This is a genomic window from Chryseobacterium sp. FH1 (genome assembly GCF_000735135.1).
Taxonomy (GTDB): domain Bacteria; phylum Bacteroidota; class Bacteroidia; order Flavobacteriales; family Weeksellaceae; genus Epilithonimonas.
In genome coordinates, this window is the sequence record NZ_JPLZ01000006.1 from 329,924 (window position 1) to 354,871 (window position 24,948).

Consider the following 24,948-nt stretch of genomic DNA (forward strand, 5'->3'; position numbering starts at 1 on the left):
TTCACGAATATTTTTATGATTTTCTAAAACTTATCCAATTTCATCAAAATTATTTACCCAACCCTAAAGGGAGTAATTTTGATGAAATTTTCAAAACATTTTTCCACCCTTTAGGGTTTGGGGAAAAGAAAAATGTTTTGAAAATTTTATTTTAAATAATTTTAAAACATCCTTTTAATTCGTGCATTCGTGGCATTTTCTTCTATTTCAAAACCGTCGCACTCATCATTCCAATCACTACATCATTGCTCACGGCCGTTAATTTTATCGATTTTAATTCTTTACCCGCATCAATCGGCAAATCCAGAATTGTGGCAGAACCACCATCCACCTGACGGTCTGTAAACCCTTTGATACTAGAATATTTGCTCAGAGTTCCGCCTTTGTACAGTTCGCCCGTCTTCAGTTTCACACGGTACGGAATTTTATCGTCCGGAATTTCAAACGCGAAATTATCATCAAACAAATCCTGCTCAATCGGCCACCAGTTCGTCGGATTTTTCAGCTCCAGTTCAGTAGTCGAACCATCTGCATACTGAACCGTAATTTTTCCATTCACAATCTGCGACTGCATCGGATTGGTAGAACCTGCCATCAGAAAATAGATTTTCTTTCCTTTTCCAGAAATTGGAATTTCAAGAGCATCTGAATAATTGTCCCATTGACTTACAAAGGCAATATTTTTATCGTTTTTATCAATTAAAAAAGGAATTCCGAGAAATTCAACTTTACCATTTTTTCTTTTGCTCATCAATCCGCTGTCATCAATTTGAGCGGTGATTAACGGATAACACCAGTTTCCGATTCCCTGCCACGGAAGCTGTAAAGTCGGAACTTCCAGTCTCGGCGAAAGGTATCTCTGATTGAAAATTTCAGTCACTTTTTCATTGTATTTTGATGCCAATGAAATGTTGTTAAACTGACCTTGATTCTCAATGTTCCAGTCTGTAATTTCAATATTCTGTTGAATTCCGTTATAATCAAGCATAATTGAATTGGTTCCTTTGCTTAAAACATTCACAGGAATTTCAATAACTGTATTTTGATTTTTTTGAATCGAAAAAGTTTTATTTAAACCATTAACTGTCAGTTTTCCATTAATTTGATTGGAAGAATTCGACTGAATCTGCAATTTTTTATTCACCCATTTTGTCTCCAAAGGAAAACGGATGTCAACATTCACCGGTTGCCACCAAGTTATTCCGTTTTGCTCGACCTGAACGAAAAAAGTTCCTTTTCTTTCCTGTTGAATTAAGCTAAATTGATTTCCGTTGTGGTTTTTGATTAACTCTTGTGGGTCAAGAACTTGTTTAATTTTCTTTTTTGAATCAAAATTCAACTGAAGATTTTCAGAAATATAATTAACGTAATCAGTTTGTTCATTTTTCAGTTCTTCTCCGGAATAATTGATTTCAATTTTAAAATCTTTTCCTTTTGGCGTTGCAAACTGAACAAATGGTTGCAGAATGGAATTAGGCTTAACTTTCCAATCCACTTTTTTACCGTTCACTTTCACCGATTTGATGTTGGAATAATTCACAGGAATCTGCATTTCCAACGCCACCGGATTCTGATATTTTGATTTAAATAAATATTCGGTTTTCTTTGAAGTTCTCGTAAATTGATAATCCCAATCCGGAAGTTTCAGCTCGGCAGAATTCCAGTCTTTCGGAAAACCGGGTTTGATGCTGATTTTATTCTCCAGCAAATTTGGATAAACCCCGAAAAGTCCTTCCGTCAAAGTCCTCGAAGCCACACCAATCGGGTCGGCAAAATCACGGTATAATTCTCCACGAAACGTGTCGTAATGAGAAAGCTGTTCGAAATTCCCCGGACTGATGCCGTAATACATCGACTCCACCAGATTTCCCTTCCAAAGTTTGTAGGCATCTTCAGTTCTTCCGGCTTGCCAATATGCCAAAGCGGTCTGTAAATTTTCCGCCAAAGCCACATTGTTAATCGACCAGTCGTATGGTTGCCAACTTGTTGTTGCTAAAGTAAAATAGTCTTTATTATCAGCACCTTTTACCGTAATAGGAATTTTTGGTGTGTGATGATTGATGTACTGTAAGTTTTGATAATCCTCAAATTCATTCAGAATAAACGCATCAGAAACGTGATAAATCGACCAAATTCCAGGTTTGTCGTGAACAATTTGATTGCCTAAAGCATCCTTGTATTCAGCAAAATAACCTTTGTCTTTTATCCAAAGCTGGTTTTTCATTGCTTTTAAAATCGAATCCGCTTCCTGTTCGTAAGGCTGAGGATTTTCGCCAATGATTTTCGCCAGTTTTGCCATTTCACGGTTGGCTCTGTAATTATAGGCTGAAGTGTGCGTTACTTTTCCACCTGAATATTGAAGCGCATCACTTGCCCAAATCGCCGCATACGCATCATACAAATCACCACGCTTGAAATTCCGTTTTTCCCAATCCATATGACGAACCATTGTCGGCCACATTTTTTTCAGGAATTCTTTGTTGCCTGTGTAATCGAAGTGTGAAAACATCTGGTCAAAAAACACCAGATTCATATCATAATGGTGCGGCTTTGTGTTGTCATTCGGATTTCTGGAAATGTATCCACTAGAAAAAACAGAAGTTCCCATTTTCTCCTCGTGTCGGGCAAGATGACGTGCCGTATCCATTTCAATAGGCGCAGAATCGGGTTTCAAAACCTGCGAATTGGCATAACTTTCAAAATGTTCTTTCGCTCTGTCGTGCCAGTTCAATGCATCGGCTGTGTAAGCTCCACGCCACGCATTCAACCGCATTCTCCAGGCAACTGCGCCGTGAAGAAAGGTCGGACTTTCCCAGATTCCATCGGCTGCAACTGCTAAATTGGCTCCGAAGTTATTTAAATCCGCATCCGGAGTTTTTAGCTGAATCCTGTTCGTTAATGTTAAACGGGATTTTTCCGCTTCATTGAAAATATTTTTTAACTCTTCATCTGAAAAATTCTTATCTGATTTTCCTTTGGCAACCTGAATGTAAACCGGTTGTCTTTGTGAAGAATACGAAGCGTAAACAATCGGTGATTTGTCTGTTTTATTTTGAGTAAACTCAGCCAGTTTTTCCAAAGTCTCAGCATCAGTTTTCTGTAAAGAATTAACATTTGAAAAACTTCCGCTGACCGTTTGACTTTCTTTTTTCTTATTTAAATAATTAAGCTGAAACTGATTTTTATTGAGTTGAAACTGATTATTCAGACAATATTCCGGCAACAGATAAAATCCTGATTCCGGGTCTGCGCCAATGTCGCCGTTTCTGCTGAAAGTCGTTCCGCTAGCACCACCGTAAACAGCATAGATTTTTGTTGAAGAATCAATATTTAAAGTTTCCATTTTTAAAACCAAACCTTCTTCCTTAGCTTGAGCCAAAACGGTCAGTTTTAAAGTTCCGGTTCCAAGAATCGGGTCTTTGATTTCATACAGCATTGAACCTGGACGGTAACGCGTTTCAATTTTATCAGCCTGAATTACTTTCTTAACCGAATTTCCTTTCTGAATGACAAACTGAAGATTTCCACCCATTCCCGGAAGATACAGCGCAAATTCAGGCAAATCTCCCGCTTCAACTCTCGAAGCACGGTTATCGCCATACAAAGCACGGTTGAATCTGTATTTTCCGTTGACCAGTAAAAAATCGCCTTTGTCTTCTTTGTAATGCAGTTCACGCTCATTATTCTGCCAATGATTCGACTGGGCAAAAGAGTGTGAAAATGCCGATAAAACAATCAGTCCGGCGAAAATGGTTCTTCTTCGCATTTTATGGTTTTAACTCGGTTAATGGCTGTCCGTTAACGGTTACATTTTTCAAAGTCACGTTTTTCAGATAATCCACTTTGTAAGGAATCTGAACGCCAACCATATTAGCATTAATCATTGTAAAATCGGTTACTGGAGAAGATTCGTAAGCATCAGAAAATACAGCATATTTTCCGCCTTTGTCAACGGTTAGATTTTCAACCCAGATATTTCTGATGGTCGGAATGTGATTTCCCGGCTTTTCATAATGCATATTGAAACGAACGGCAGCTTCTTTGTAAGCGCCCACTTTTGTGTTGTAGAAAAATACATTTTCAATCGTTCCGCCACGGCTTGAGCTTGTTTTAATTCTCAACGCTCGGTCAAGATTCTTGCTGTCCATCACGTTTCCGATGGCGTAAATATTTTTCGCACCGCCCGCAATTTCACTTCCAATCACAACACCGCCGTGCCCGTCTTTCATTTCACAGTTTTCGATGATGTGGTTTTCTGCAGGTCTTCCGATATCTCTTCCGTCTTCGTCTCTTCCGGATTTGATAGCGATACAGTCGTCTCCGGTATCAAAATATGAATCTTTAATCCAGACATTTTTACACGCTTCAGGGTCGAAACCATCATTGTTTGGTCCGTGGCTGATAACTTTTACTCTTTCAATTAAAACATTTTCACACAAAACCGGATTCAGATTCCACATTGGAGAATTTTTCACCAAAACATCCGCCATATAAAAGTTTTTAGACTTGTAAGGCTGAACGAAATTCGGTCTTAAATACCATCCGTCCCCAAAAATTCTTTCTCTGGCAGGCGTTCTGTTCGCCATATATTCGTGAAGTTTAGCTCTTGCAGGATTTTGTCTTCCCGGACGCGATGTGTTGTAACCATATTTTGTTGCACCACACCAGAACCACCAATTGTCTAAATCTGAATTTCCATCCAAAGTTCCTTTTCCGGTCACAGCGATGTTTTCTTCTTCGTAAGCATAAATCAAAGATGAATAATTCATACATTCCATCCCTTCCCAACGCGTGAAAACGATAGGGTAATCGTTACTGTCCTGACTGAACAGAATCGTTGAACCGTCCGTCAAATGAAGATTCACATTAGATTCGAGATAGATTGCACCGGTTAGGAAAACGCCGTTTGGAACAACAACTCTTCCGCCACCTTCAGCACTGCATTTTTCAATCGCTTTTTTGAAGGCTTCCGTGTTTTTTGTTTTTCCGTCACCTACTGCACCGAAATCTGTTATCAAATAATCCACCTTTCTGAATTTTGGAGCTTTGATTTGTTTCTTTAAATCTTTGATTTCTTTCAGGGGCTGTTTTGCAGAAGTCCAAGGTTTATATTGAGCCGATAACGACATCGAAAACGTAAATACAATAAGGAAAAAGATATATTTTTTCATAAGATTTAATTGTAAATTAATTGATAGGTTTAGAATGATTCCTTTGTATTGCAATCTAGAAGAATCAATTTGAAGAATTATCCTGCACTGTCGGTTGCTGGAATTTACTTACTGAATAAGGTTTTCAGCCAATCGGAACAGAGTATTTTCCATTTGTCGGTCAGCTCTGTTCTATTGGCGATTCCGATTTTGTGTTCACCTTCCGGAAAGATGAACAGGGCGCCTTTGACTTTATTTTTTGTCATTGCTTGATAGTAAAGCATGCTGTTCATCGCGGGAACTGCTTTATCGTTTTGAGCGTGAATCAAAAGAGTTGGCGGTGTTTTTTCCGTCACGCGGTTTTGCATGGAGTATTCTTTGATTTTTTCTGGAGACGCATTTTCACCCAGCAAACTGTTGCGACTTCCAACATGCGCAAATTCTCCCAAGTCAATCACCGGCGAAACCAAAATTTCGAAATTGGGAATCGTGGGAATTTTCTCCCAATCGCCTTTCAATTCTGTATAATCTGTAGAAATATTACTCACCGAAGTTGCCAAATGTCCACCCGCAGAAGTTCCAATCACACCAACTTGATCGGGCGAAATGCCAAATTCAGATGCGTTCTTTCTGATGTATTTGATGGCCATCTGTACATCTTGCAACGGCGCAATTTCTCTTTGAACAAGGTCGGGAGAGGTGGGCAAGCGGTAATTCAAAACGAAGGCGGAAATTCCCAAAGTGTTGAACCATTTTGCAATCTGAAAACCATTCAAATCATAGGTCAACTTATAATAACCGCCACCTGGAATAATGATGACGGACATCGGTTTTCTATCTTCTTTTGGTGGGAAAAATGCGAAAAGTTCAGTTTCTTTGATTTGGGTAATTCTGTTGTCTTTCTCTTCAGTTTTCAGCTGTAAACCTTTGGAGTTAGGCATTTGACCTTTTGGCCACAAGGTTATTTTTTCCTGAGCAGAATATGCGTTTGCAAAGACTATCAATATAATTAATCCTAATTTTTTCATTATCATTAATATAAAAACAATTAATTATTTGATGTATTTTTCCAAACCGATTTTCAAAGTTTTTAAAGAAGTCAAAGCTAATTTGGCAACCGTTTCAGCGCCCAATTTTGACAAATGCGTGTCGTCTGCTTTGTCTTTTTCATAATAAGGATTTTCCCCAGCTTTAAAATGGAGATGTAGCAGTTTTGATTTTTCAGGACCGGCAGAGATTTCCATTTGTTCCGTCAGTAATTGCATATCGACGAACGACACTTTCATATCGTCAGCAACCAATCGTACGACCAAAGGATAATTGGTATGCGTATCGACCAAAACACCATTTTCTGTAAAGTTTCTTCTGGTAATTGAAGTCATTAAAATGGGTGTTGCACCTTTTGCTCTCGTCTCATTTACATATCTTTCGAGATTGGCTCTGTACTGCGTATAGGGATTGGTGAATTTCGTGGAATCTTTGATCTTCTGGTCGTTGTGACCAAACTGAATCACCACAAAATCGCCTTTCTTCAATTGTTTTTCAACTTTGCCCCAACGCCCTTCTGTGCGAAAACTTTTGGAACTTCTGCCATTCATCGCATGGTTTTGAAGTTCAATTCCTGTGGTCAAAAATTGTGGCAAAACCTGTCCCCAACCGTGTTCCGGATTTTTATCGGGATTGTCTTTGTTGGACATCGTAGAATCACCAATCAAAAACAGAGTAGGTTTCTGGGCAAATATAGTTAAGGATAAAAACAGAAGGAGAATCGAAAATATTTTATTCATTTTACTTGATTTTTAAAAATATCATCGAATTTATTAATTTTTCTCAAATTCGATGCTTGCCAAAATAAATGGTCCGGTTCCTTTCGCATCATTCGAGCGGATTTTCTCGTTGACATAATATTCGTAAGATCCGTCTCTGTAAGGTTTTCCGCCCAATCCGGCAACAGCACAACATTTGTTTAAATTGACAACGCCGTTTTCATCTACTGTAATAAGGTCTTTGATAATTCCGTCATATCCTTTTTTCGCATACGTTTTATAAGATTTTGGGAGATAACCTTTGTTCACGGACTTGATCATCGTGTAAACAAACATCGCCGATGCAGTGGCTTCTTCATAATTGCCATTTGCCAAAGGCTTGTCCAAAACCTGATACCAAAGTCCTGATTTTTTGTCCTGAACTTTAATAATGGCATCAGAAAAAGATTTGATGTAGGAAATGATTCTTGCTCTTCCAGAATGATTTTCAGGTAAATAATCCAAAACATCGACCATCGCCATTCCGTACCAACCCATTGCTCTTCCCCAGAAATTTGGGGAAAGTCCGGTTTCTTTGTCTGCCCAGGCTTGTTCTTTGCTCTCGTCCCAAGCGTGATAAAGCAATCCTGTTTTTTTGTCTAAGAGATTTTTTTGAACAGAATCAAATTGGAAAACAATATCATCATACGCTTTTGTAGCATCGGCACCTTTCACAAAATCTTTTGTATAATGCGTGTAGAAAGGCATTCCCATGTAAAGACCATCCAGCCAAACTTGATAAGGATATATTTTTTTGTGCCAGAAAGATCCTTCGTTTGTTCTAGGTTGTCCGTCAATTTGTAAACGTAAGGTTTGAAGAGCTTTCAGGTATTTTTCCTTTTTCTCACTTTCATAAAGATAAAGCAATACGTTGCCACTATTCAGAAGATCGATGTTGTATTTTTCCAGTTCGTAGGTTGCTATTTTTCCATTTTCGCTAATTAGTTTTTCCCCGAAACCGCTAACATAATCGTAATATTCTTTTTTACCTGTTTTCTGATAAAGAATTTCTGCAGCATCTAAAACAATGGCGGAAGGATAGGTCCATTTTGGGCTGGAACTGAAATCAAGCATCCAGGCTTCTGGGAAACGGTGCATCTCCGAAAGCATCATTCTTTCTGACCATTTTAGGTTGGTAGGAACTACTTTTACAGATTGAGATTTGGAAGTTTCTTTTTTTGAGATCGGTTTGGATTGCGCCGAAGCAAAGAAAAATCCCGAACTCAAAGCTACTACAGCCAGTATTTTTATTTTATAATTAATGAAACCCATTGTTTGAAATTTTAATATTGATTTATTGCAATTTAAAATTAATGTGATGACTGATTATCCTGCACTGTCGGGATGGAGCAATGAGCAGAAAACCAAGGAAGTAATTGTCAATTAAATCTATAATACAAAGAAAGTAAATCATTTTTTTGTAACGCATTATTACCAATAGATAAACATCAAATCAGTTTAATCTTTTCAACCATGTCACACAATGTCACGCCTCGTATCGTGTTGTTTGTATTTCCATTATATAAATTCACTCAACAAAAAAATTTATATATGGAAAAGTTTCTATTTTCAAAAATGTTTGCTAAATCAACTTTATTAGCTTCAACAATTGGTTTCTCATTTGTCTTTGGACAATTTCAGCAATCGGCAAAATTGACGGCATCAAGCAGAGAAAGCCGAGCCGAGTTTGGGACCGCTGTTGCAATCAATAATCAATATTCCGCCGTTGGTGCTTCGAGAGAGGAGATTGCGAAAGGTACAGTTTATATTTATCAGAAAAACGGCGAGAGCTGGGGATTTCATCAAAAAATCAATGCACCTGATGGTTTTGAAATGGCTGAGTTTGGAGGAAGTATAAAATTCGGGAGTGATTTTATGGTGGTTTCAGCAGGAAGGGCTGATATTGAAGGTGTTGCAAGGGCAGGTGGATTGTATATCTATGAACCAAATTCGAATAGTCAATGGATCTTCAAGAAAAAATTGATGGCATCAGATTTTAGCAACGATGCTTTGTTGGCCGTTAATCCAACTTCTCTCGCCGTGTCTGGAAATACAATTGTTGCTGGTGCACCTGGTGTAGATTCTTGGAAAGGTGCAGTCTATATCTTTGAAAAAATTAATGACAGCTGGTCGGAAATACAAAAGATAGAATCTCCTGCAGGCGTTGATTTTGGGAATTTCGGAATCGGTGTCAGTATTTATGACGGTTATCTTGCAGTTGGAGCAAGTGGCGAAAATAACAGCGCGGGCAAAATTTATATTTATAAAAAAAACGATTCCGGACAGTGGATCTTTCATCAAAGTCTGGCATCATCAGATGATTTTGAAAATTCTTATTTCGGAAACTCAATCAGTATTTATGATCAGGAATTGGTTGTCGGCGCTTACACAGAGAGCAATACTGGAAATCCGGCAATGGCTTATATTTTTAAGCTTAATGAAAATGGTTACTGGGAAGAATCTCAAAAAATTGCAAGTTATCAATCTTCAGAACATACTTATTTTGGATGGATGTGTGAAATGAAAAATGACAAGCTTGTGATAACGAGTCCGCATTTGTACGGCGCCGAACCGGGAAAAACTTTTGTTTATAAAAAGAATGTTCAAAACAACTGGGAGTTTGATCAGGAACTGACGCCACAAAATGATGTGGTCCAGGATTCTTATGGTTGGAGCATTGCGATGAATGAAAATGAGATTATTGTCGGCGCATCCAGAGATGACATGGACAGCAACGAAGAAAATGAAATGCAGGATGCTGGTTCTGCCTATATCTTTAATCAGGCAAATTTGGCAACAAACGAAAATAGTCTGTCCATTAGTGATGTAAAAATATATCCAAATCCTGCAAAAGATCTTATCAATATCACCAGTAAAAAAGAAATTTCATCTGTTGAAATCCTAGATCTATCCGGAAAGAAAATTTCAGAAACAAAAGATTCAAAAATTAATGTTTCTCATCTAACTAAAGGAATTTATCTTCTGAATATTAAATTCGTCAACGGAAAATCCAAACTCCAGAAATTGATCAAACAATAATTGATGAATCGGTTTTGAATTAATTTTAAGACCGATTTTAATTTAAAATATATATATTCATATTCTCATCTTTTGCTTTTAAGATTAATTATATCTATATTTCGTTAACGATTTTAATGCAAGATGAAATTATTACTGAGAATAATACCCCTAATCATACTTTTTGTTCTGCCTTCGACAATATTTGGACAATCAGAGAAAGAATGCGAGGTCATCATAGATTCTGCCATTCAAAAAATGTTTAAAAAGGAACATACTAAGTCCCTGGAAATGCTGATCCGTGTGAAAACAGTTTCGGAACATAAGAAATGGAATAAAGCTAATTTTCGTGCAACCAATAATATCGGTCTGAATTATTATCTGATGACGGACTTTGGCGAAGCTCTGAAATTTTATCTGGAAGCTTATGACATCGCGACCAATATGCCAGATAAAAAACACGTGATGACGGTCGTAAACAACATTGCGATTCTCTACTTTGAAGAGAAAAATAATCAGAAAGCCTACGAGTACTTCCTAAAAGCCTACCAAACCGCAAAAGAAAACAAACGAAACGAAAAAGCTGGGGCTTATGCCGTAAACCTTGGTTTGGTTTTGAACAAATTGAACAAAACCAATGAAGCTTATAAATATATTCAGGAGGCGGAAACTTTGACTAAAGATGATCAAAAAGTCAACATTATGAACAAAATGGCTCTTGCGGAAAATCTCTATCTGAAGAAAAAATTTAAAGATTCCGAAGCCATCATTGATCATCTCATTCCTAAACTCGAAGTTGAAAATCAAACTGAAAATCTGGTTTTTATTCTATTGATCAAGGCTCAGATCAGCGAGAAAAAAGGTGATTATGCGCAAGCCAAATCTTTGGCACTGGAAGCGCGAAAACTCTCGCCAAATATTAATAATAGGGAAGAAATCTACAATTATCTTTCTAAGATCAATGCAGAAACCAAGAATTATGATGAGTCTCTGAAGTATAAGGATTCTGTGATCGTGGTCAATGATTCGATTTCTAAAATTAACAATTCTGCTTTGTTCAACAATGGGAAGATCAAGTTCGAAATGCAGAATTACCAATTTGAACTGAAAGAAAGCCAACAGCGTTTGAAAGATGAAAGAAAAATTTTCTATGTCATCATTGCTTCTGCCATTATCATCATTTTGTTGGTGCTTCTTTTTCTTTACAACAATTCGATCAAATACAAACAACAGAAGACAATCACACAACTCGAATTTGAGAAAAAGCAAAGCGACAATCTGATTCTGACCCAGCAGTTAAAAGAACAGGAGACTTTGTCTTTGCTCGAAAAAGAGCGTCTCAAAAACGAAATAGAACATCAAAACCGACAATTGACATCACAGGCTTTGACGATTTCCAGCAGAAATGATGTGGTGGAGGAGATCATTGGGGCCATCATCAATCAACCGGAAATTTCGAATAATTCCAATCTGGTAAAATCGATCAAGGATTTGAAAATTCAGTTGAAGAACAATAATCAATGGGATAGTTTTTTCAAACATTTCGAAGGCGTGAATCAAAATTTCATTACAACTTTGAAAGAAAGACATCCAGATCTAAGTTCTTCCGAGATCAGATTCATCTGTTATGTTTATATGAATTTGAGTCACAAAGAAATTGCGTCCATCCTAAACATAAGTCCAGAATCCTGCAGGAAAAGAAAGGAAAGAATTTCCAAAAAACTGAATTTGACTGAAGGAATTAATTTATTCGATTATATATCAGCGATTTAGATTATTGTTGGTCACGAATAAAAATCAATGTTGTCACAATATGTCACGCCATAATTTGTAGGATTGTTTCTCTTTTTCATCAATTTTACATTAAATAAATTTTTGATTATGAAGAAAATTCTTACTCTTTTTTTAATGGTGATCTGTTTCAGTTTCTCGAACAGAGTTTTGGCTCAGATGACATTATTGACTTCGCCCGATTACGGACAAGTGTTCGATGTGACTTACGATCCAGTCAAACCTAATGTTTTGTATGCGCATACGGTTACCAATCACGTTGTGAAAAGTTCTGACAATGGACAAAATTGGGAAGTTTTATATTCTTTCCCGATAGACCAAATTTTTGCAACCATCAAAGAATTGAAATGGACACAGGACCAAAAATTTCTTAGTTTCATTGTTCAGGCGGAAGGTTCGGTTTATAATCAAATCATCATCATCGATCCTTCCAATGGTTCTGTTGTCAAAAGTATCAGTTCTCCAAACGGATCAATGCCTGGTAATCTGATTGTTTCTTATTCAGTTACCGGTGCTGATCAGGAAAATATTCTTTTGCACACGACATTTATGTTCAGTTTTGGATTAACAACTGATATTTTCTACACCAAAAATGGAGGGAGTGATTGGCAGAAAGTATATTCGAGTTTTGACAATGATGGTATTCATGTGAATAATGTGGCGATACATCCATCGAATCCAAACAAGATTTTTCTGTCAAGAGGTTTTTCTCCGGAAACGAAGTATGGTGGACTATTCGTTTCAGAAGATGCAGGAATTACATGGACAGAAAAACTTGCCGGAACTAATTTTTCTGCCATAACATTTGATCCCGCTGATCCTCAAAGAATTTTTTTAGGAAGTTTTTATCTGGCAGAAGATCAAGTGCAAAATCTTTACAGGTCCAATGATGGTGGAAGTAATTGGAACGTTGTCCCGATTAGTTGGACGGACCTTTCCACTAACAGCATCCAGAAAATAGTTATCAATCCAAAGAACAGCGACGAGATCTTGATCTTGGAAGAAAATGAGATCGTCATTTCGAAAGATGGCGGTAACAGCTGGACGAATTACGTTCATCCCAATGATGATCTCGAAAACACATACTATTACGGACTGAATGCAACTTTCAATCCTTCAAATAATAGTGAAGTGATTATCAGTTCCAACTTCTATCCGTTCCGTTCTTTGGACGGTGGTATTACAATGATAAGATTCAAAAATCCATTTGCCAATAATACAGGCAGAGTCAGTTTCCATAAAGGCACGGAGAAGCATTTGTACTATGGTCTGAGAAGAGGATTTATGCATAAAAATTTTCAATCTGGAGAAGAGACTGCAATTGGTCATCATCCAATTAACTTCTTCCCAAATTTCAATAACAACGGGCTTTTTGCGGATCCATTAGTTGCCGGAAGAGTGTACATCAGTACAAGTGGCTTTATGGGATCAAGCTTTGCTGTGAGCAATAATCACGGTGTTGATTATTCTACAGGTCACAGTGGTTTTGGACTTAATATCATGAAAATAGCGACTTCAAAACAGAATACAAATCATTCTTGGTTGTCTTTCAGTGAGTCTGTCAGAAAATTTGATTTCACTGATATGAGTGCAATTACCAGCGAAGAAGTAATTCTTCCCTCTTTCGGTGTTGTCTTTGGCATCATCGTCGATGAAAATAATGAGAATAATGTTCTGCTTTCTCAGGATAATAACGTTTACAAAACCACAGATGGCGGACAAACCTGGACAGCTTCGGAAAGCGGTTTGGAAGTTTTGGAATCCGGCAATGATTATATTTATGATATCAAAAGTAATCCATTTAATAAAAATCAATTACTGCTTTCTACCACAAAAGGAATTTTCCTCTCTGATGATGCAGGCATAAAGTGGAATCACGTCTACAATGGGAATGTCATCAACAATGCAGAATTTTCACCTTACAAAAACGGTGTCATTGTCGCAACTTCCAATTTTATGGATGGAACAGGTGATGGATATGCGTATCCGCCATCCCAAGTGAGAATTGTTCATTCCAAAGATTTTGGTCAAACCTGGATCGAGGTTTCACCTGAGGATCTGAATTATCTGTTTTCAGAATCTGCATCTATTGATTTTACGGCAGACGAAAAAGTTGATGTTTATATCAGCACATCTGACTTGGGATTGATTCAATATAAGATCAACTTGCAGACTTTATCTGTTGATTCTAATATTTTATCAAACTCTGATTTGGTCATCTATCCAAACCCGACATCTGATTATGTGACGGTGTTGAATGAAAATGTAAAGGACATTAACGTCTTTGATTTCAATGGAAGAAGTGTATTGAGGTCATCTTCCAAAAAAGTAGATCTTTCCAATTTACCAAAAGGTGTTTACATTTTGAATGCAACTTTGAACAACGGAAAATCTATCTCCAAAAAAGTTGTAAGAAAATAATTATAAATAGAACTTGATTAAAAAAGAACGGGAGCAAATTTGTGCTCCCGTTTTTTATGTTTAAAATGGAATTAAATTTATTTTTCAAATCCACATCTTAAGATCATACGCCGCTTCCCAAAAATGATATTCCATAATCGAAGCCGTGATGAACGCTTCCGTCATCTTTTCTCTGATCGCTGGTGTGGTCTCATTGGCAACTTTGTCACAGATGTCGATGGCTTTTTGGACAGCTTCAGCAAATTCCTCTCCGCCGTAAGTGTCGATCCATTTTTGGTATGGATTGTTGTCAGATTGAAGGTTGTTATAAATATGATCCCCAACTTTTTTGTAGATCCAGAAGCAGGGTAGAAGTGCGGCCATTCCCACCTCGACAGGATCCAAAGCTGCTGTGCTTTTCAGATAGTGAACATAATGATGACAAACAGGTTGCATCTTTCCTCTTTCAGTCAATCCAAAATCCTCAAAATAAAATTCGTGCAAAGCATTTTCAACCACGATCGCCGTTTCTGCATATCGCATATATTCTAACGTATCATCGATATGATGGGCTCTTGCTGCGATCAACGACAAAGCTCTACCAAAATGTTCAAGATACAAAGAATCCTGCGCCATATAAAACTGGAACTTTTCCTTAGGCAGGCTTCCGTCGGACAATTCCAAGATAAAAGGCATTGTCAAGATTGATTGATAACGTTCCTCAATTTGTAGCCAGGTAGATTCAGACCATTTCATTTTTGATTAGTTTAATTGGATTATAAAAGTGATTGAGTGGACCATTCCCTTTTCCAGTGACGACGTCTTTTCCGTTTTTTATAGCTTCGAAAACATATTCCTGTGCAAGAGTTACAGCGTTTTTCAAATCTTCGCCACGAGCCAGAAAAGCTGCAATTGCGGAAGACAGCGTACAGCCGGATCCGTGGGTATTGTTGGTGATAAATTTTTCAGTTTCGAAAGAAGTCAATTCTCCGTTTTTGCTTAATAACAAAGATGTAATTATTGGCGATTCCTGATGGCCTCCTTTCAGCAGAATATTATTGCATCCATATTTCAGAATGATTCTTCCTGCATTTTCCATATCTTCTAAAGTTTTCACTTCCATATCGGCCAGGATCGCAGCTTCGTCCATGTTTGGGGTAATGATCTCTGCTATAGGAAAGAGCTTTTCCACAATGATAGCGATGGTTTCTTCTTCAATCAATCGATGTCCGCTGGTAGCAACCATCACGGGATCGAACACAATTGGGATCTTTGGATATTTTTTTAGTGTATTGACGATCGTTTCCACCAATTCTGGTGTATGAACCATCCCTATTTTTACAGCCCTTGGAAAAATATCATCTAAGACCGCTTCTATTTGCTCTTCGACAGCTTCCATTGGAATAGGATAGATTTTCCTCACACCTTGTGTATTTTGTACAGGCAAGGCTGTGAGAACCGATGTCGCATAACATCCCAAAGCCGAAAAAGTCTTGATGTCCGCCTGGATACCTGCGCCGCCGCTTCCGTCAAAACCTGCGATGGTCAATACAGATGGATAAGTGTATTTTTTCATTTCAATATTTCATTTTTAAGTTCGAACGCCGATTTTTGTGGATTCTCGGAGGCGCATATTGCGGAGACCACTGCTAGGGAATTTGCGCCAGCTTTCATGATCATTTCTGCATTTTCTAGATTGATATTTCCAATAGCGATCAAAGGTTTGTCTGTTAAGCTTCTGATTTTTGTAAGGCCATCAATTCCCCATTCAGTCACCGTATCTTCTTTTGTTTTGGTACTGAATATCGGACTTATTCCAAGATAATCTGAAATAATGGTTTGCTCATTTTCCAACTGCTCCAGGTATTCGATAGAGTAGCCGATCATTTTGTTTTTGAAGAATGGTTGATCTCTCAAAGATGTCGGGGATATATCATTATTTCCGACGTGAATTCCAAAGGCATCAGCTTTTTCCGCAACTTCAGGGTGATCATTGATGATGAGCGGAATGTTGTATTTTTCTGTAACGTGCTTTAGTTGCAATGCCTTTTGAAGAAATTCCTTCTTTCCAATATTTTTCTCACGCAACTGGATGATGTCAACACCGCCGAGAATAGCCTCTTTTGCAACCTTCAGAAAATTCCTGCCTAAACAATCTTTTTCAGAGATAACCAAATATAACTGATAAGGAAATTTTGGATGAAGGTTCATTAATAACTCAATTTTAGATGATCTGAAAATTCTTGTTCTGTAATATTGTAAAGCTTATCAATGATATGAAGCTGTAAACTTCCCGGTCCATCACTTAGGTTAGAAGCCAACTCACCCGAGATACTAAGTAAGCTCATCGCCGTAGCTACAGCTTCTGTTTTATTTTCGATGACGCCAATGAATGCTCCTATCAAAGCTGATGCGGTGCAACCAAGTCCGGTCACTTTCGTCATCATCTCGTGGCCATTTTTTAGAAATATACCTTGTTTATCATTAATGATAATATCCGTCTCGCCAGAAATACAGACTATCGAACCATAATTTCTGACCAGATTCTCCGCAGCTTCTATGGCTTCGTCACTTTTTGCTGTGCTGTCAACGCCTTTTGTTGCTGTGATATTAGCTTTTGCCAAGGCGATGACTTCTGACGCATTTCCACGGATTACTGTAGGATTCAAAGTTAAAAGTTCACTTAGTACAGTGTCGCGATAAGAAGTGGCACCGGCTCCAACAGGATCCAAAACCCAAGGTTTGTTTAATGAATTGGCTTTTTTCACTGCCAGCAACATTGATTCTGCCCAATATTCATCCAATGTCCCGATATTCACGACCAAAGAATGAGAAATCGAAACCATTTCTTCCATTTCAGATTTGGCGTGCGCCATAATAGGAGACGCACCGATGGCAAGAAGCGCATTGGCGGTATTGTTCATTACTACATAATTGGTGATGCTGTGTACGAGAGGCGACGATTCTCTCACAGTAAGGATGTGTTTCCAAAGATTATTTTCCATATTAAAATATTTTAAAAATAAATGCTTTAGGAAAATAAAAGAAACAACAGCCATTTAAGTGAATGACTTATTGCTTTTCCCTACGTCGGTGTTAGCCGTATCAGGTTCAAAGGGACTCTCTCAATTCTTTTCAGAATACCCCTAAAGCATTACAAATATAGAGAAATAAAATTGTTTAAATTGATTTTATGGGGTTTGTTTTGAATGAATAATCATTTCAAGTAAGATTAATTAGCAAATCAAAAGCAATCTCAATTCCCCATTACTTTCTAGAGGTGCACGATGAACACAAGGTAAAACGGTTTGGCCGGGATGATTTACTGCCAATCTCCAAAGATGCCCTAATCCTAAATTAGTGGGCTTTGATTCTGTTTTAGCTTGATAATGCAGATCAAAATAATTTTCGGTCAAGAACGTTTCAAATTCCGAATCTGAGCCGTCGTGTAATTCTTTGAGTTTTTCTCTGACTTCGGGAATTAATATTTTTTGTACAGCTTGATCATTCGCCAAGATATCACTTGCAGAACCATGATAAGTGCATAAAAAAGTACTTGTTGCTACAGGAGATCGATCGACGTGAAAAGAATAGACATCTGTCGAAATAAAATCAAATTCATCATCTCGGTCGTAATTTTTAAGTAAGTTTAATGAAGGTGATGCGCCGTATTCGGATAATGATTTTAAGTCATTAATAATAGTTTCGCGCGCTAATTTTCCATTTTCTGACAGTTGAAGCGTTAATAGATCATCAACTGAGATTTCCGTAATGTTTTCTTTTAATTGTAGCCTGGAAACGATTTCTGCAAAATCTCCAATCAGGTTTCTTTCCCAACAAATTGCATTGATCTCGCCCTCGAAATCATTATTTACAAGTTCAGAAAAGCTGGAAACAACACCGATCTGTTTGTTGTCAGAAAATAAATTTCTCATGGATTATTTAGAAACAGACTCAGGTTTGACTGCAAATTTTTTGTAAAGTTGACTCCTGTTTTTAACATCATAAATCTTGTAAATATTTTTAATATGATATTTCACGGTGGTTTCCGCAATGAAGAGTTTTTCCGCAATCTCAGCGTTAGTAAAGCCTTTCAGCATTTGAAGAACTATTTCCTTTTGTCTATCGTTCAAAGAATCGTTTTCTAAAACCTGACTGTCGTCAATGATATTGAGGTTGGGCAAATTCTTGTAAAACTTGACACTTTCCCTCAATCTTCGGAATTCCAAATTCCTTTTTCTGATATATCTTTTATAGAATTTGATCCGCTGATAATTATAAACACTTGTAGAAACCAATAATACCAGAAGTCCTACGATGAGGTGATTTCTGTATCCCAATAAGTTCTGAAAATTTTCATTCAATTGGGAACTTGAGGGATGTTTTGGGTTGTGATAATTTCGAGAATTGTTTTTCAGTCCCGCGACAGATACTTCAGGATAATTATTTCTGAGGGAAGAATAATCTATTACTGAATACTTTGATATCAGTGGGAGAGAAGAGATACAAACTATTTTAATTGCTTTGAGACAAAGAAAACTGTGATATAACATTTGCGTTTTTAAGATAAATGATTGTGCAATGATACAACATCTATTATCAATACGTTAGCATCTTTAACAATAATTTAATATTAATGTCAATTACAAAATCAATTAAACTCATAATTTAATACAACCATACTGAGTATAAAATGTACGAGATCTTCCTCCGCTTTCTTTGGGCTGATTAGCTTTTTCTTGTAATAAGGCGAGCTGAATATGTTTTTTAAGTTAATGTAATTAGTAAATCCCTCACCTCGGATGTACGTGTTCACATTGCCGTCCTTTTTTTCCAAGATTCGATCGTCCAAGGTTCTGACTTTGAAGTGTACCTCGCACAGTTTTGGCTTCAAATTGCTCTTGTCAGAGTATCTTTCAACAATGTTGACTTTAAATGTATTTAGTGTAATCGTGTTAAAAACAACGTTCGACCCAACTTCTTTCATGTTAAGTTCGAGTTCATACTTCATAATTTCAAATTTATGCAAAAATATGCAATTATTTTTCATAATAAATATGATTTGGATTCAAAGAAATAATTAAATGAAAAAAAATCTCAAATCTGCTTATACGTTTTAATTAATATCAAATCTTCAACAATATATTTACATTAAACTGTTAAAATTACCTTCTAATGGCACAAAATCTGCAAGTAGATTGACATCAAATTATAAACTATGCCAGTAAAATTACAATTAGCAAATTGCAGTCATTGCAAAGGATATATTTTGTCCACCATCATCAATACTGAAGATAAATACCATCCTTTGATCTTAAATCATTACCTTCAGCACGGGGAATCCAGATTTACGCTCGATAAGAAAATTTTTGATCGAACCGTAAGTGAAACAATGTCTGAGATCCAAGTTGTAAATTTCAAAGAGCATCTCAAAAATCAGGAAAACTATTGCACTTGCAATTGTAAGGACAAAGGTAGAATTCATCAATTTTATGATAAGAGATCATCCATCAAAACAAAGGATGAAAACACAGATCAGGATGTTTATTTTTACGACTTGTATTTGACATACAACAATTTTCACCAGGATATCCCAACACGTCAGGCAATCTAAGTTTTAATACAATTATTACTTTCGAAAATCGAGCATAGGAGATAAATGTTTCCGAAATTCTAAATTAAATAGAGGGAATCCATTTATAGTATGGTATTTGCTTTAGCAACGCATAAAAATAAACAAGGTTTGAAAAAAATCAACAAAGGAAAAATTCTCAGACGTTTTGTCAGAACCATCATTAGCATTGTGGTTTTTTTTATTTTGCTCATCTTCAGTTTGAGATTGCCGTTTGTTCAGAATCTTATCAAGGACAAAGCCATCACTTATCTCGAAGGTAAAATCAAGACGAAAGTAAGACTGGAGAAGATCTATATCGGTTTTCCAAACAGTGTCGTTATCGAAAATCTGCATTTGACAAGTCAAAATATCGATACGCTTTTGGCGGTGAAAAAGTTTGATGTGGGATTGGATATGTGGCAGTTGATGAAGTCGAAAGCAGATTTGACTTCGATAGATTTGGAAGGCGTTCGCGCAAATGTGGTTCGCGATCCGCAGGGAAAATTCAACTTCGATTATATTATGGAAGCCTTTGCAACTTCCGAAAAAGAGGAGAGTCCGTCCAAACCGTTTATCATTTCTCTTGATAAAATCAATCTGAAAGACATCGGCGTTACGTTCAACGATCAGCAATCTAAAAATGACATCAAGGTTTATTTTAATTCATTCGATACGCGCGTAAAAACTTTCGACCTTCAAAGTAACAAATACGCGGTCAATGACATCAATCTTGATGGTTTGAAATTAAAGCTAAAACAAGATCTTATAGAAGAAGTTTCTAAAAATGTTGAGGAAAAAGTAGATTCTCTCAATCAGAAGAAACCAATGCAGTTGGGCTTGAGCGGAATCAAACTAACGAATTTCAACATCGATTACGGTGACGACAATTCCAAGACTTTTGCGAAGGTTTTGTTTAAAGAATTAAGCACGAAAATCAATAATCTTGATTTGCAAAATAATGCCTTCGACGTTGGAAATGTCTATTTGACGGGCGCAAACATCAACGCCAATTTATTTCTTCCAGCTTCAAACGCAAATCCAAAAGAAGAGAAAACACCTGAAGTTTCTAAAAATACAACACAGGAAAAAGCGATGAAAGTGCTTCTCGGAAAATTGATTTTCGAAGATGTAAAAGTCGCTTACAACAATACAGCCGTTGCGCCAACAAGAAGCGGAATGGATTTTAACCATCTGAATTTTGGAAAAATGAATATTGACGTTCGTGATTTCAAAATGGAAAACAATGGTTTTGCGGGAAGTGTGAAATCGGCTGAGATTCAGGAGTCGCGTGGTTTGGATATTCAAAAATTCAATACGGATTTTGTTTACTCGGACAAAGAGGCTTACTTGAAAGACCTTTATCTTCAAACGCCAAAAACGGTTTTGAGAGATGAAGTGGTGCTTAATTATAATTCCATCGAACAATTATCTTCGAATCTTGGCGCAGTCAAAATCTCTGCAAGCATCAAAGATTCAAAAATCGGTTTTGCTGATATTTTGAACTTGGTTCCAACACTCAGAAACACGGCGCCATTCAACAAATATCCAAATTCAACGTTGAATGTCAATGCCAATGTGAGAGGAACTGTGAACGACCTTTTCATCAATGAACTGAAAGTTTCCGGTCTGGATCAACTTCGAGTGAATGCTTCGGGAAGAATCCGAAACGCGATGAATCCTGACAATTTGTATTACGATTTGAAGATTGGCGAATTGGCCTCATCCGGAAAGACGATTTTCAATTTGGTTCCAAAAGGCACGATTCCATCCAATATTTCTTTGCCGTCTCATTTCAGCATCAAAGGTTTTGCGAAAGGCACGACCAAAGTGGTGAATACGAATTTGAACCTCCATTCAACGCTTGGAAACGCTGGCATCATCGCTCAAGTTGATATGCGTAGAAAAAACCGTGAGTTGTACGATGTCAAAGCCAACCTGCAGAATCTACAGATCGGGAAGATGATTCAGAATAAAGATCTGGGCGCAATCACGGCTCAGATTTCTGCAAAAGGCGAAAGCTTCGATTTCAAATATGCGAATGCGAATCTCGTCGGAAACGTACAATCTGCGACTTACAAAGGTTACCGTTATCAAAATATGAATTTGGTCGGCAAGATCAATCGTGGCGCGTACAACATTGTCCTCAATTTCAAAGACCCGAACGCGAATCTTAATCTAACCGCTTCTGGCGTGTACGATGAAAAAAATCCTACTGTAAAAGTCAATGGAAAAATTAATAAATTAGATTTAAACAAATTAGGATTCTACAGCTCGCCAATGATTTTGGCTGGCGCAATTGACGGCGATTTTACAAGTCTTGACCCAGATCAATTGAATGGTTATTTGAATTTGAAAGACTTCGCGATTTCTGATGAAAAAGAAGTTTATCCGATTCAGGAAATGAACTTGTTGGCGGTCTCTACGGCAGATTCTAATCAGATTAAATTTAATTCCCAAATCGCTGACGTAGAACTCAACGGGAAATATAAATTGACCCAGATTTTCGGAGCGTTGTCGCAGACTATTAATCAATATTATCAATTCCAAAAACCAGGGAAAGCTGAGAAGATTGATGAAGGACAGTTTTTTACGCTTAATGCAAATATCAAAAATGATGATTTGATCAGAAAGTTTGTTCCAGATTTGAAAAGTTTTGAAACCATCAACATCGTAGGAAATTACAACGCAGATTCTCAGAAAATTGAGTTGGATGCGAAGATTCCGCAGGTTTTGTATGGCACAAATTCACTCGAGAATACAAACATTAAAATCACAAATGAAAACCAAGCTTTGCAGTACAGCCTTGATGTTGCGTCTTTGAAAAGTGAAAGTTTTGCTTTGAACAAAGTCAATATCAATGGCGATGTGGCAGAGAATATCATTAATTATAACATCACGACGAAAGACGATAAAGATGCCACTCAATTCCTGATTGCCGGTAACGCCAAATCGATGGATGACATCACCGAAATCTCCTTGAATCCAAACGGTTTGAAATTAAACTATATGGATTGGACGGTTGCGGAAAACAACAAGATCCAAATCGGAGGTCAGGGAATTTTTGCGGATAATTTCAGATTGTCGAATGCTGGAAGTGAGATTTTGGTTCAGTCCGAAAACAATTTGCCAAATAGTCCGCTGAATGTTTCGCTTAAAGATTTTAAAATCGAGACCATCACGGAAATCATCAAAAAAGATTCTCTTCTCGCAAAAGGAACGATCAACGGAACGGCGCAACTTCGGGATTTAAATAAAAATATGACGTTTACGTCGGACATCGATGTTTCTGATTTGTTCGTTTTCGGAAGTCCAGTTGGAAATCTCGATATCAATGTTGATAACCAAACGCCTGACGTTCTGAATGCCAATATCGCGCTTTCTGGAAATAATAATGATGTGAAAATCACTGGAAACTACAATACGTCCGCAAGCAGTTTTGATTTGAATCTGGCAATGAACCAACTTCAAATGCAGACTTTGCAAGGATTCACAATGAACGCGATTACGAATACGGAAGGTTTCCTTTCCGGCGATCTGAAAATTACTGGAACGACGACTGCACCGAAGATTTTGGGCGATGTGAAGATGAATAATGTCGGATTGATGATTGCGCAAACTGGAAGTGATTTTAGAAATATCAATGATAAAATTGGATTCACAAATCGCGGGATTGAGTTTGATAATTTCAAAATCAATGACAAAGACGGCAATTCTCTGAGAATCGACGGTCAGGTTTTGACGCAGACCTATAAAGATTTTACTTTCAATTTGGACCTTGATGCAAAGGATTTCAAGGTGGTGAATTCTGAAAAATCGAACGACGCAATGATGTACGGAATTTTGGCAATCGATGCGGGATTGAAAGTTCGGGGAAATCTCGATCTACCGAAAGTAGACGGAAGATTGTCGGTTTCGGACAATACGGATTTCACATTTGTACTTCCGCAATCAAGCCCGTCGTTACAGGAAAGAGACGGGATTGTGGAGTTCATAGACCAAGATCAGATTGCATTGAATCAAACCATTAAAACAGATTCTCTCGATTCTCAAACTAACCTCAAAGGAATGGACGTGAGCGTGAACATTGAAGTGAGCAAAGAAGCAAAAATGTCCATCATCATTGATAAAGCGAACGGCGATTTTGTGAAACTCCAAGGTGAAGCAGATCTGACAGGCGGAATTGACCCTTCTGGAAAAACCACTTTGGTCGGCGTTTATCAAGTGGAGCAGGGAAGTTATGATATGTCTGTGAGCCTTTTGAAAAGGAAATTTGATATCCAAAAAGGAAGTACGATCACCTGGACTGGCGAACCGACAACGGCAACGCTTGATATCACGGCGGTTTATAAATCGAATGTCGCGCCAATCGATCTGGTGGAGCAACAGATGAGCGATGTGGAGCTAAATCAATTCAAACAAAGAATTCCGTTTAATACTTTATTGATTTTGAAAGGCGAATTGATGAAACCTCAAATCAGTTTTGATATTACAACAGACGAAAAAAATAACTCGGTTTCATCTTTGGTGACCGAAACGATTGACGGTAAATTGGCGCAATTGCGAGAGGATGAAAACGAAATGAACAAACAGGTTTTCGCGATGCTTTTGCTTAATAGATTTATCGGAGAAAATCCATTCCAAAGTAATTCTGGCGTTTCTGCGGAGACGATGGCGAGACAAAGTGTGAGCAAGATTCTTTCTCAGCAGATCAACAATTTAGCTTCAGATCTGATCAAAGGTGTTGATCTTAATTTTGACCTTGAATCCTCCGAAGATTATTCGACAGGAACTCAAAATACAAGAACAGATCTGAATATCGATGTCAGTAAAAAATTACTTAACGACCGTCTGAAAGTGTCTGTAGGAAGTAACTTCGGAGTGGAAGGTGAAGCGAGACAAAATGAAAACACGACCAATATCGCCGGAGATGTGACTGTTGATTACAGCCTTTCCCGAGACGGAAGATATATGCTCCGCGCGTATCGAAAAAATGATTACCAAGTTGCATTGCAAGGTCAAATCGTGGAAACGGGCGTTGGTTTCATCATCACTTTGGATTACAACAAATTCTCTGATATTTTCCGAAAATCTAGAAGAAACAACAGAGATAGCAAGAAAAAACAAGACAAGGAAGTCGTAGAATTTAAATAGTGAAATTGCTGAGAAATAG

The 24,948-nt window shown here is 37.4% G+C and carries 17 protein-coding genes and 1 riboswitch; of the genes, 5 read left to right on the plus strand and 12 right to left on the minus strand.

The genetic code is table 11. The features are described 5' to 3' along the window. Positions 1 to 202: 202 nt before the first annotated feature. The 5 genes from IO90_RS08525 to IO90_RS08545 all read right to left on the minus strand — a co-directional run bounded on the left by IO90_RS08525 (position 203) and on the right by IO90_RS08545 (position 8,227). On the minus strand, positions 203 to 3,766 hold the full coding sequence (locus tag IO90_RS08525; RefSeq protein WP_034965744.1) for a DUF4450 domain-containing protein: 3,564 nt from the start codon (positions 3,764 to 3,766) through the stop codon (positions 203 to 205). Position 3,767: 1 nt separating this feature from the next. Then, positions 3,768 to 5,171 carry a glycoside hydrolase family 28 protein gene (locus IO90_RS08530; RefSeq protein ID WP_034965745.1) on the minus strand — a complete coding sequence of 468 codons (1,404 nt, stop codon included), beginning with the start codon at positions 5,169 to 5,171 and terminating at the stop codon, positions 3,768 to 3,770. A gap of 104 nt (positions 5,172 to 5,275) precedes the next feature. Beyond that, entirely contained in the window at positions 5,276 to 6,178 is a 903-nt protein-coding gene (locus tag IO90_RS08535) for an alpha/beta hydrolase (RefSeq protein ID WP_034965746.1), read from the minus strand. 24 nt (positions 6,179 to 6,202) lie between these two features. Then, the gene (locus tag IO90_RS08540) at positions 6,203 to 6,937 is read right to left on the minus strand and encodes a rhamnogalacturonan acetylesterase (protein ID WP_034965747.1); all 735 of its coding nucleotides are present in this window, start codon (positions 6,935 to 6,937) and stop codon (positions 6,203 to 6,205) included. Positions 6,938 to 6,970: 33 nt separating this feature from the next. Beyond that, a complete protein-coding gene (locus IO90_RS08545; RefSeq protein WP_034965748.1) occupies positions 6,971 to 8,227 on the minus strand; it encodes a glycoside hydrolase family 105 protein in 1,257 nt (418 codons plus the stop codon). A 279-nt stretch (positions 8,228 to 8,506) separates the two neighbouring features. Between IO90_RS08545 and IO90_RS08550 the strand changes: the two genes are divergently transcribed. The 3 genes from IO90_RS08550 (at position 8,507) to IO90_RS08560 (ending at position 14,185) form a co-directional block, all read left to right on the plus strand. Next, positions 8,507 to 9,994 (plus strand): T9SS type A sorting domain-containing protein, encoded by a 1,488-nt coding sequence (locus IO90_RS08550; protein WP_034968763.1) that lies wholly within the window; start codon positions 8,507 to 8,509, stop codon positions 9,992 to 9,994. A gap of 237 nt (positions 9,995 to 10,231) precedes the next feature. Further along, positions 10,232 to 11,746, plus strand: a complete 1,515-nt coding sequence (locus tag IO90_RS08555; RefSeq protein ID WP_165570262.1) for a tetratricopeptide repeat protein — start codon at positions 10,232 to 10,234, stop codon at positions 11,744 to 11,746. 108 nt (positions 11,747 to 11,854) lie between these two features. Further along, positions 11,855 to 14,185: a VPS10 domain-containing protein gene (locus tag IO90_RS08560; protein ID WP_034965750.1), complete on the plus strand. Its 2,331-nt coding sequence runs from the start codon at positions 11,855 to 11,857 to the stop codon at positions 14,183 to 14,185. 84 nt (positions 14,186 to 14,269) lie between these two features. Here IO90_RS08560 and tenA read toward each other — a convergent pair whose 3' ends face one another. The 7 genes from tenA to IO90_RS08595 form a co-directional block, all read right to left on the minus strand. Further along, positions 14,270 to 14,920 (minus strand): thiaminase II, encoded by a 651-nt coding sequence (gene tenA / locus IO90_RS08565; protein WP_034965751.1) that lies wholly within the window; start codon positions 14,918 to 14,920, stop codon positions 14,270 to 14,272. Next, entirely contained in the window at positions 14,907 to 15,740 is an 834-nt protein-coding gene (gene thiD, locus IO90_RS08570) for a bifunctional hydroxymethylpyrimidine kinase/phosphomethylpyrimidine kinase (RefSeq protein WP_034965752.1), read from the minus strand. The genes tenA and thiD overlap by 14 nt, the downstream gene beginning before the upstream one ends. Next, entirely contained in the window at positions 15,737 to 16,375 is a 639-nt protein-coding gene (gene thiE / locus IO90_RS08575; protein WP_034965753.1) for a thiamine phosphate synthase, read from the minus strand. The genes thiD and thiE overlap by 4 nt, the downstream gene beginning before the upstream one ends. Beyond that, positions 16,375 to 17,169, minus strand: a complete 795-nt coding sequence (gene thiM, locus IO90_RS08580) for a hydroxyethylthiazole kinase (RefSeq protein WP_034965754.1) — start codon at positions 17,167 to 17,169, stop codon at positions 16,375 to 16,377. Before thiM ends, thiE begins: the two co-directional genes overlap by 1 nt. Before the next feature lie 60 nt (positions 17,170 to 17,229). Further along, positions 17,230 to 17,322: riboswitch (TPP riboswitch) on the minus strand. Between the two features lie 78 nt (positions 17,323 to 17,400). Next, positions 17,401 to 18,099: a hypothetical protein gene (locus tag IO90_RS08585; RefSeq protein ID WP_034965755.1), complete on the minus strand. Its 699-nt coding sequence runs from the start codon at positions 18,097 to 18,099 to the stop codon at positions 17,401 to 17,403. Positions 18,100 to 18,102: 3 nt separating this feature from the next. Beyond that, positions 18,103 to 18,528 (minus strand): response regulator transcription factor, encoded by a 426-nt coding sequence (locus tag IO90_RS08590; RefSeq protein ID WP_228374662.1) that lies wholly within the window; start codon positions 18,526 to 18,528, stop codon positions 18,103 to 18,105. Between the two features lie 287 nt (positions 18,529 to 18,815). After that, positions 18,816 to 19,175 (minus strand): hypothetical protein, encoded by a 360-nt coding sequence (locus tag IO90_RS08595; protein ID WP_034968764.1) that lies wholly within the window; start codon positions 19,173 to 19,175, stop codon positions 18,816 to 18,818. A 207-nt stretch (positions 19,176 to 19,382) separates the two neighbouring features. On the opposite strand from IO90_RS08595, the gene IO90_RS08600 reads away from it, so the two are divergent. Continuing rightward, entirely contained in the window at positions 19,383 to 19,778 is a 396-nt protein-coding gene (locus tag IO90_RS08600; RefSeq protein WP_034965757.1) for a hypothetical protein, read from the plus strand. Between the two features lie 129 nt (positions 19,779 to 19,907). After that, positions 19,908 to 24,929, plus strand: coding sequence for a translocation/assembly module TamB domain-containing protein (locus IO90_RS08605; protein ID WP_034968768.1), 5,022 nt, complete (start codon positions 19,908 to 19,910; stop codon positions 24,927 to 24,929). Positions 24,930 to 24,948: the final 19 nt, after the last annotated feature.

Excerpts from the sequence above, each read along its gene's own strand:
- IO90_RS08525 (WP_034965744.1), bottom strand. The coding sequence starts at position 3,766 with ATGCGAAGAAGAACCATTTTCGCCGGACTGATTGTTTTATCGGCATTT.
- IO90_RS08530 (WP_034965745.1), bottom strand. The coding sequence starts at position 5,171 with ATGAAAAAATATATCTTTTTCCTTATTGTATTTACGTTTTCGATGTCG.
- IO90_RS08535 (WP_034965746.1), bottom strand. The coding sequence starts at position 6,178 with ATGAAAAAATTAGGATTAATTATATTGATAGTCTTTGCAAACGCATAT.
- IO90_RS08540 (WP_034965747.1), bottom strand. The coding sequence starts at position 6,937 with ATGAATAAAATATTTTCGATTCTCCTTCTGTTTTTATCCTTAACTATA.
- IO90_RS08545 (WP_034965748.1), bottom strand. The coding sequence starts at position 8,227 with ATGGGTTTCATTAATTATAAAATAAAAATACTGGCTGTAGTAGCTTTG.
- IO90_RS08550 (WP_034968763.1), top strand. The coding sequence starts at position 8,507 with ATGGAAAAGTTTCTATTTTCAAAAATGTTTGCTAAATCAACTTTATTA.
- IO90_RS08555 (WP_165570262.1), top strand. The coding sequence starts at position 10,232 with ATGTTTAAAAAGGAACATACTAAGTCCCTGGAAATGCTGATCCGTGTG.
- IO90_RS08560 (WP_034965750.1), top strand. The coding sequence starts at position 11,855 with ATGAAGAAAATTCTTACTCTTTTTTTAATGGTGATCTGTTTCAGTTTC.
- tenA (WP_034965751.1), bottom strand. The coding sequence starts at position 14,920 with ATGAAATGGTCTGAATCTACCTGGCTACAAATTGAGGAACGTTATCAA.
- thiD (WP_034965752.1), bottom strand. The coding sequence starts at position 15,740 with ATGAAAAAATACACTTATCCATCTGTATTGACCATCGCAGGTTTTGAC.
- thiE (WP_034965753.1), bottom strand. The coding sequence starts at position 16,375 with ATGAACCTTCATCCAAAATTTCCTTATCAGTTATATTTGGTTATCTCT.
- thiM (WP_034965754.1), bottom strand. The coding sequence starts at position 17,169 with ATGGAAAATAATCTTTGGAAACACATCCTTACTGTGAGAGAATCGTCG.
- IO90_RS08585 (WP_034965755.1), bottom strand. The coding sequence starts at position 18,099 with ATGAGAAATTTATTTTCTGACAACAAACAGATCGGTGTTGTTTCCAGC.
- IO90_RS08595 (WP_034968764.1), bottom strand. The coding sequence starts at position 19,175 with ATGAAGTATGAACTCGAACTTAACATGAAAGAAGTTGGGTCGAACGTT.
- IO90_RS08600 (WP_034965757.1), top strand. The coding sequence starts at position 19,383 with ATGCCAGTAAAATTACAATTAGCAAATTGCAGTCATTGCAAAGGATAT.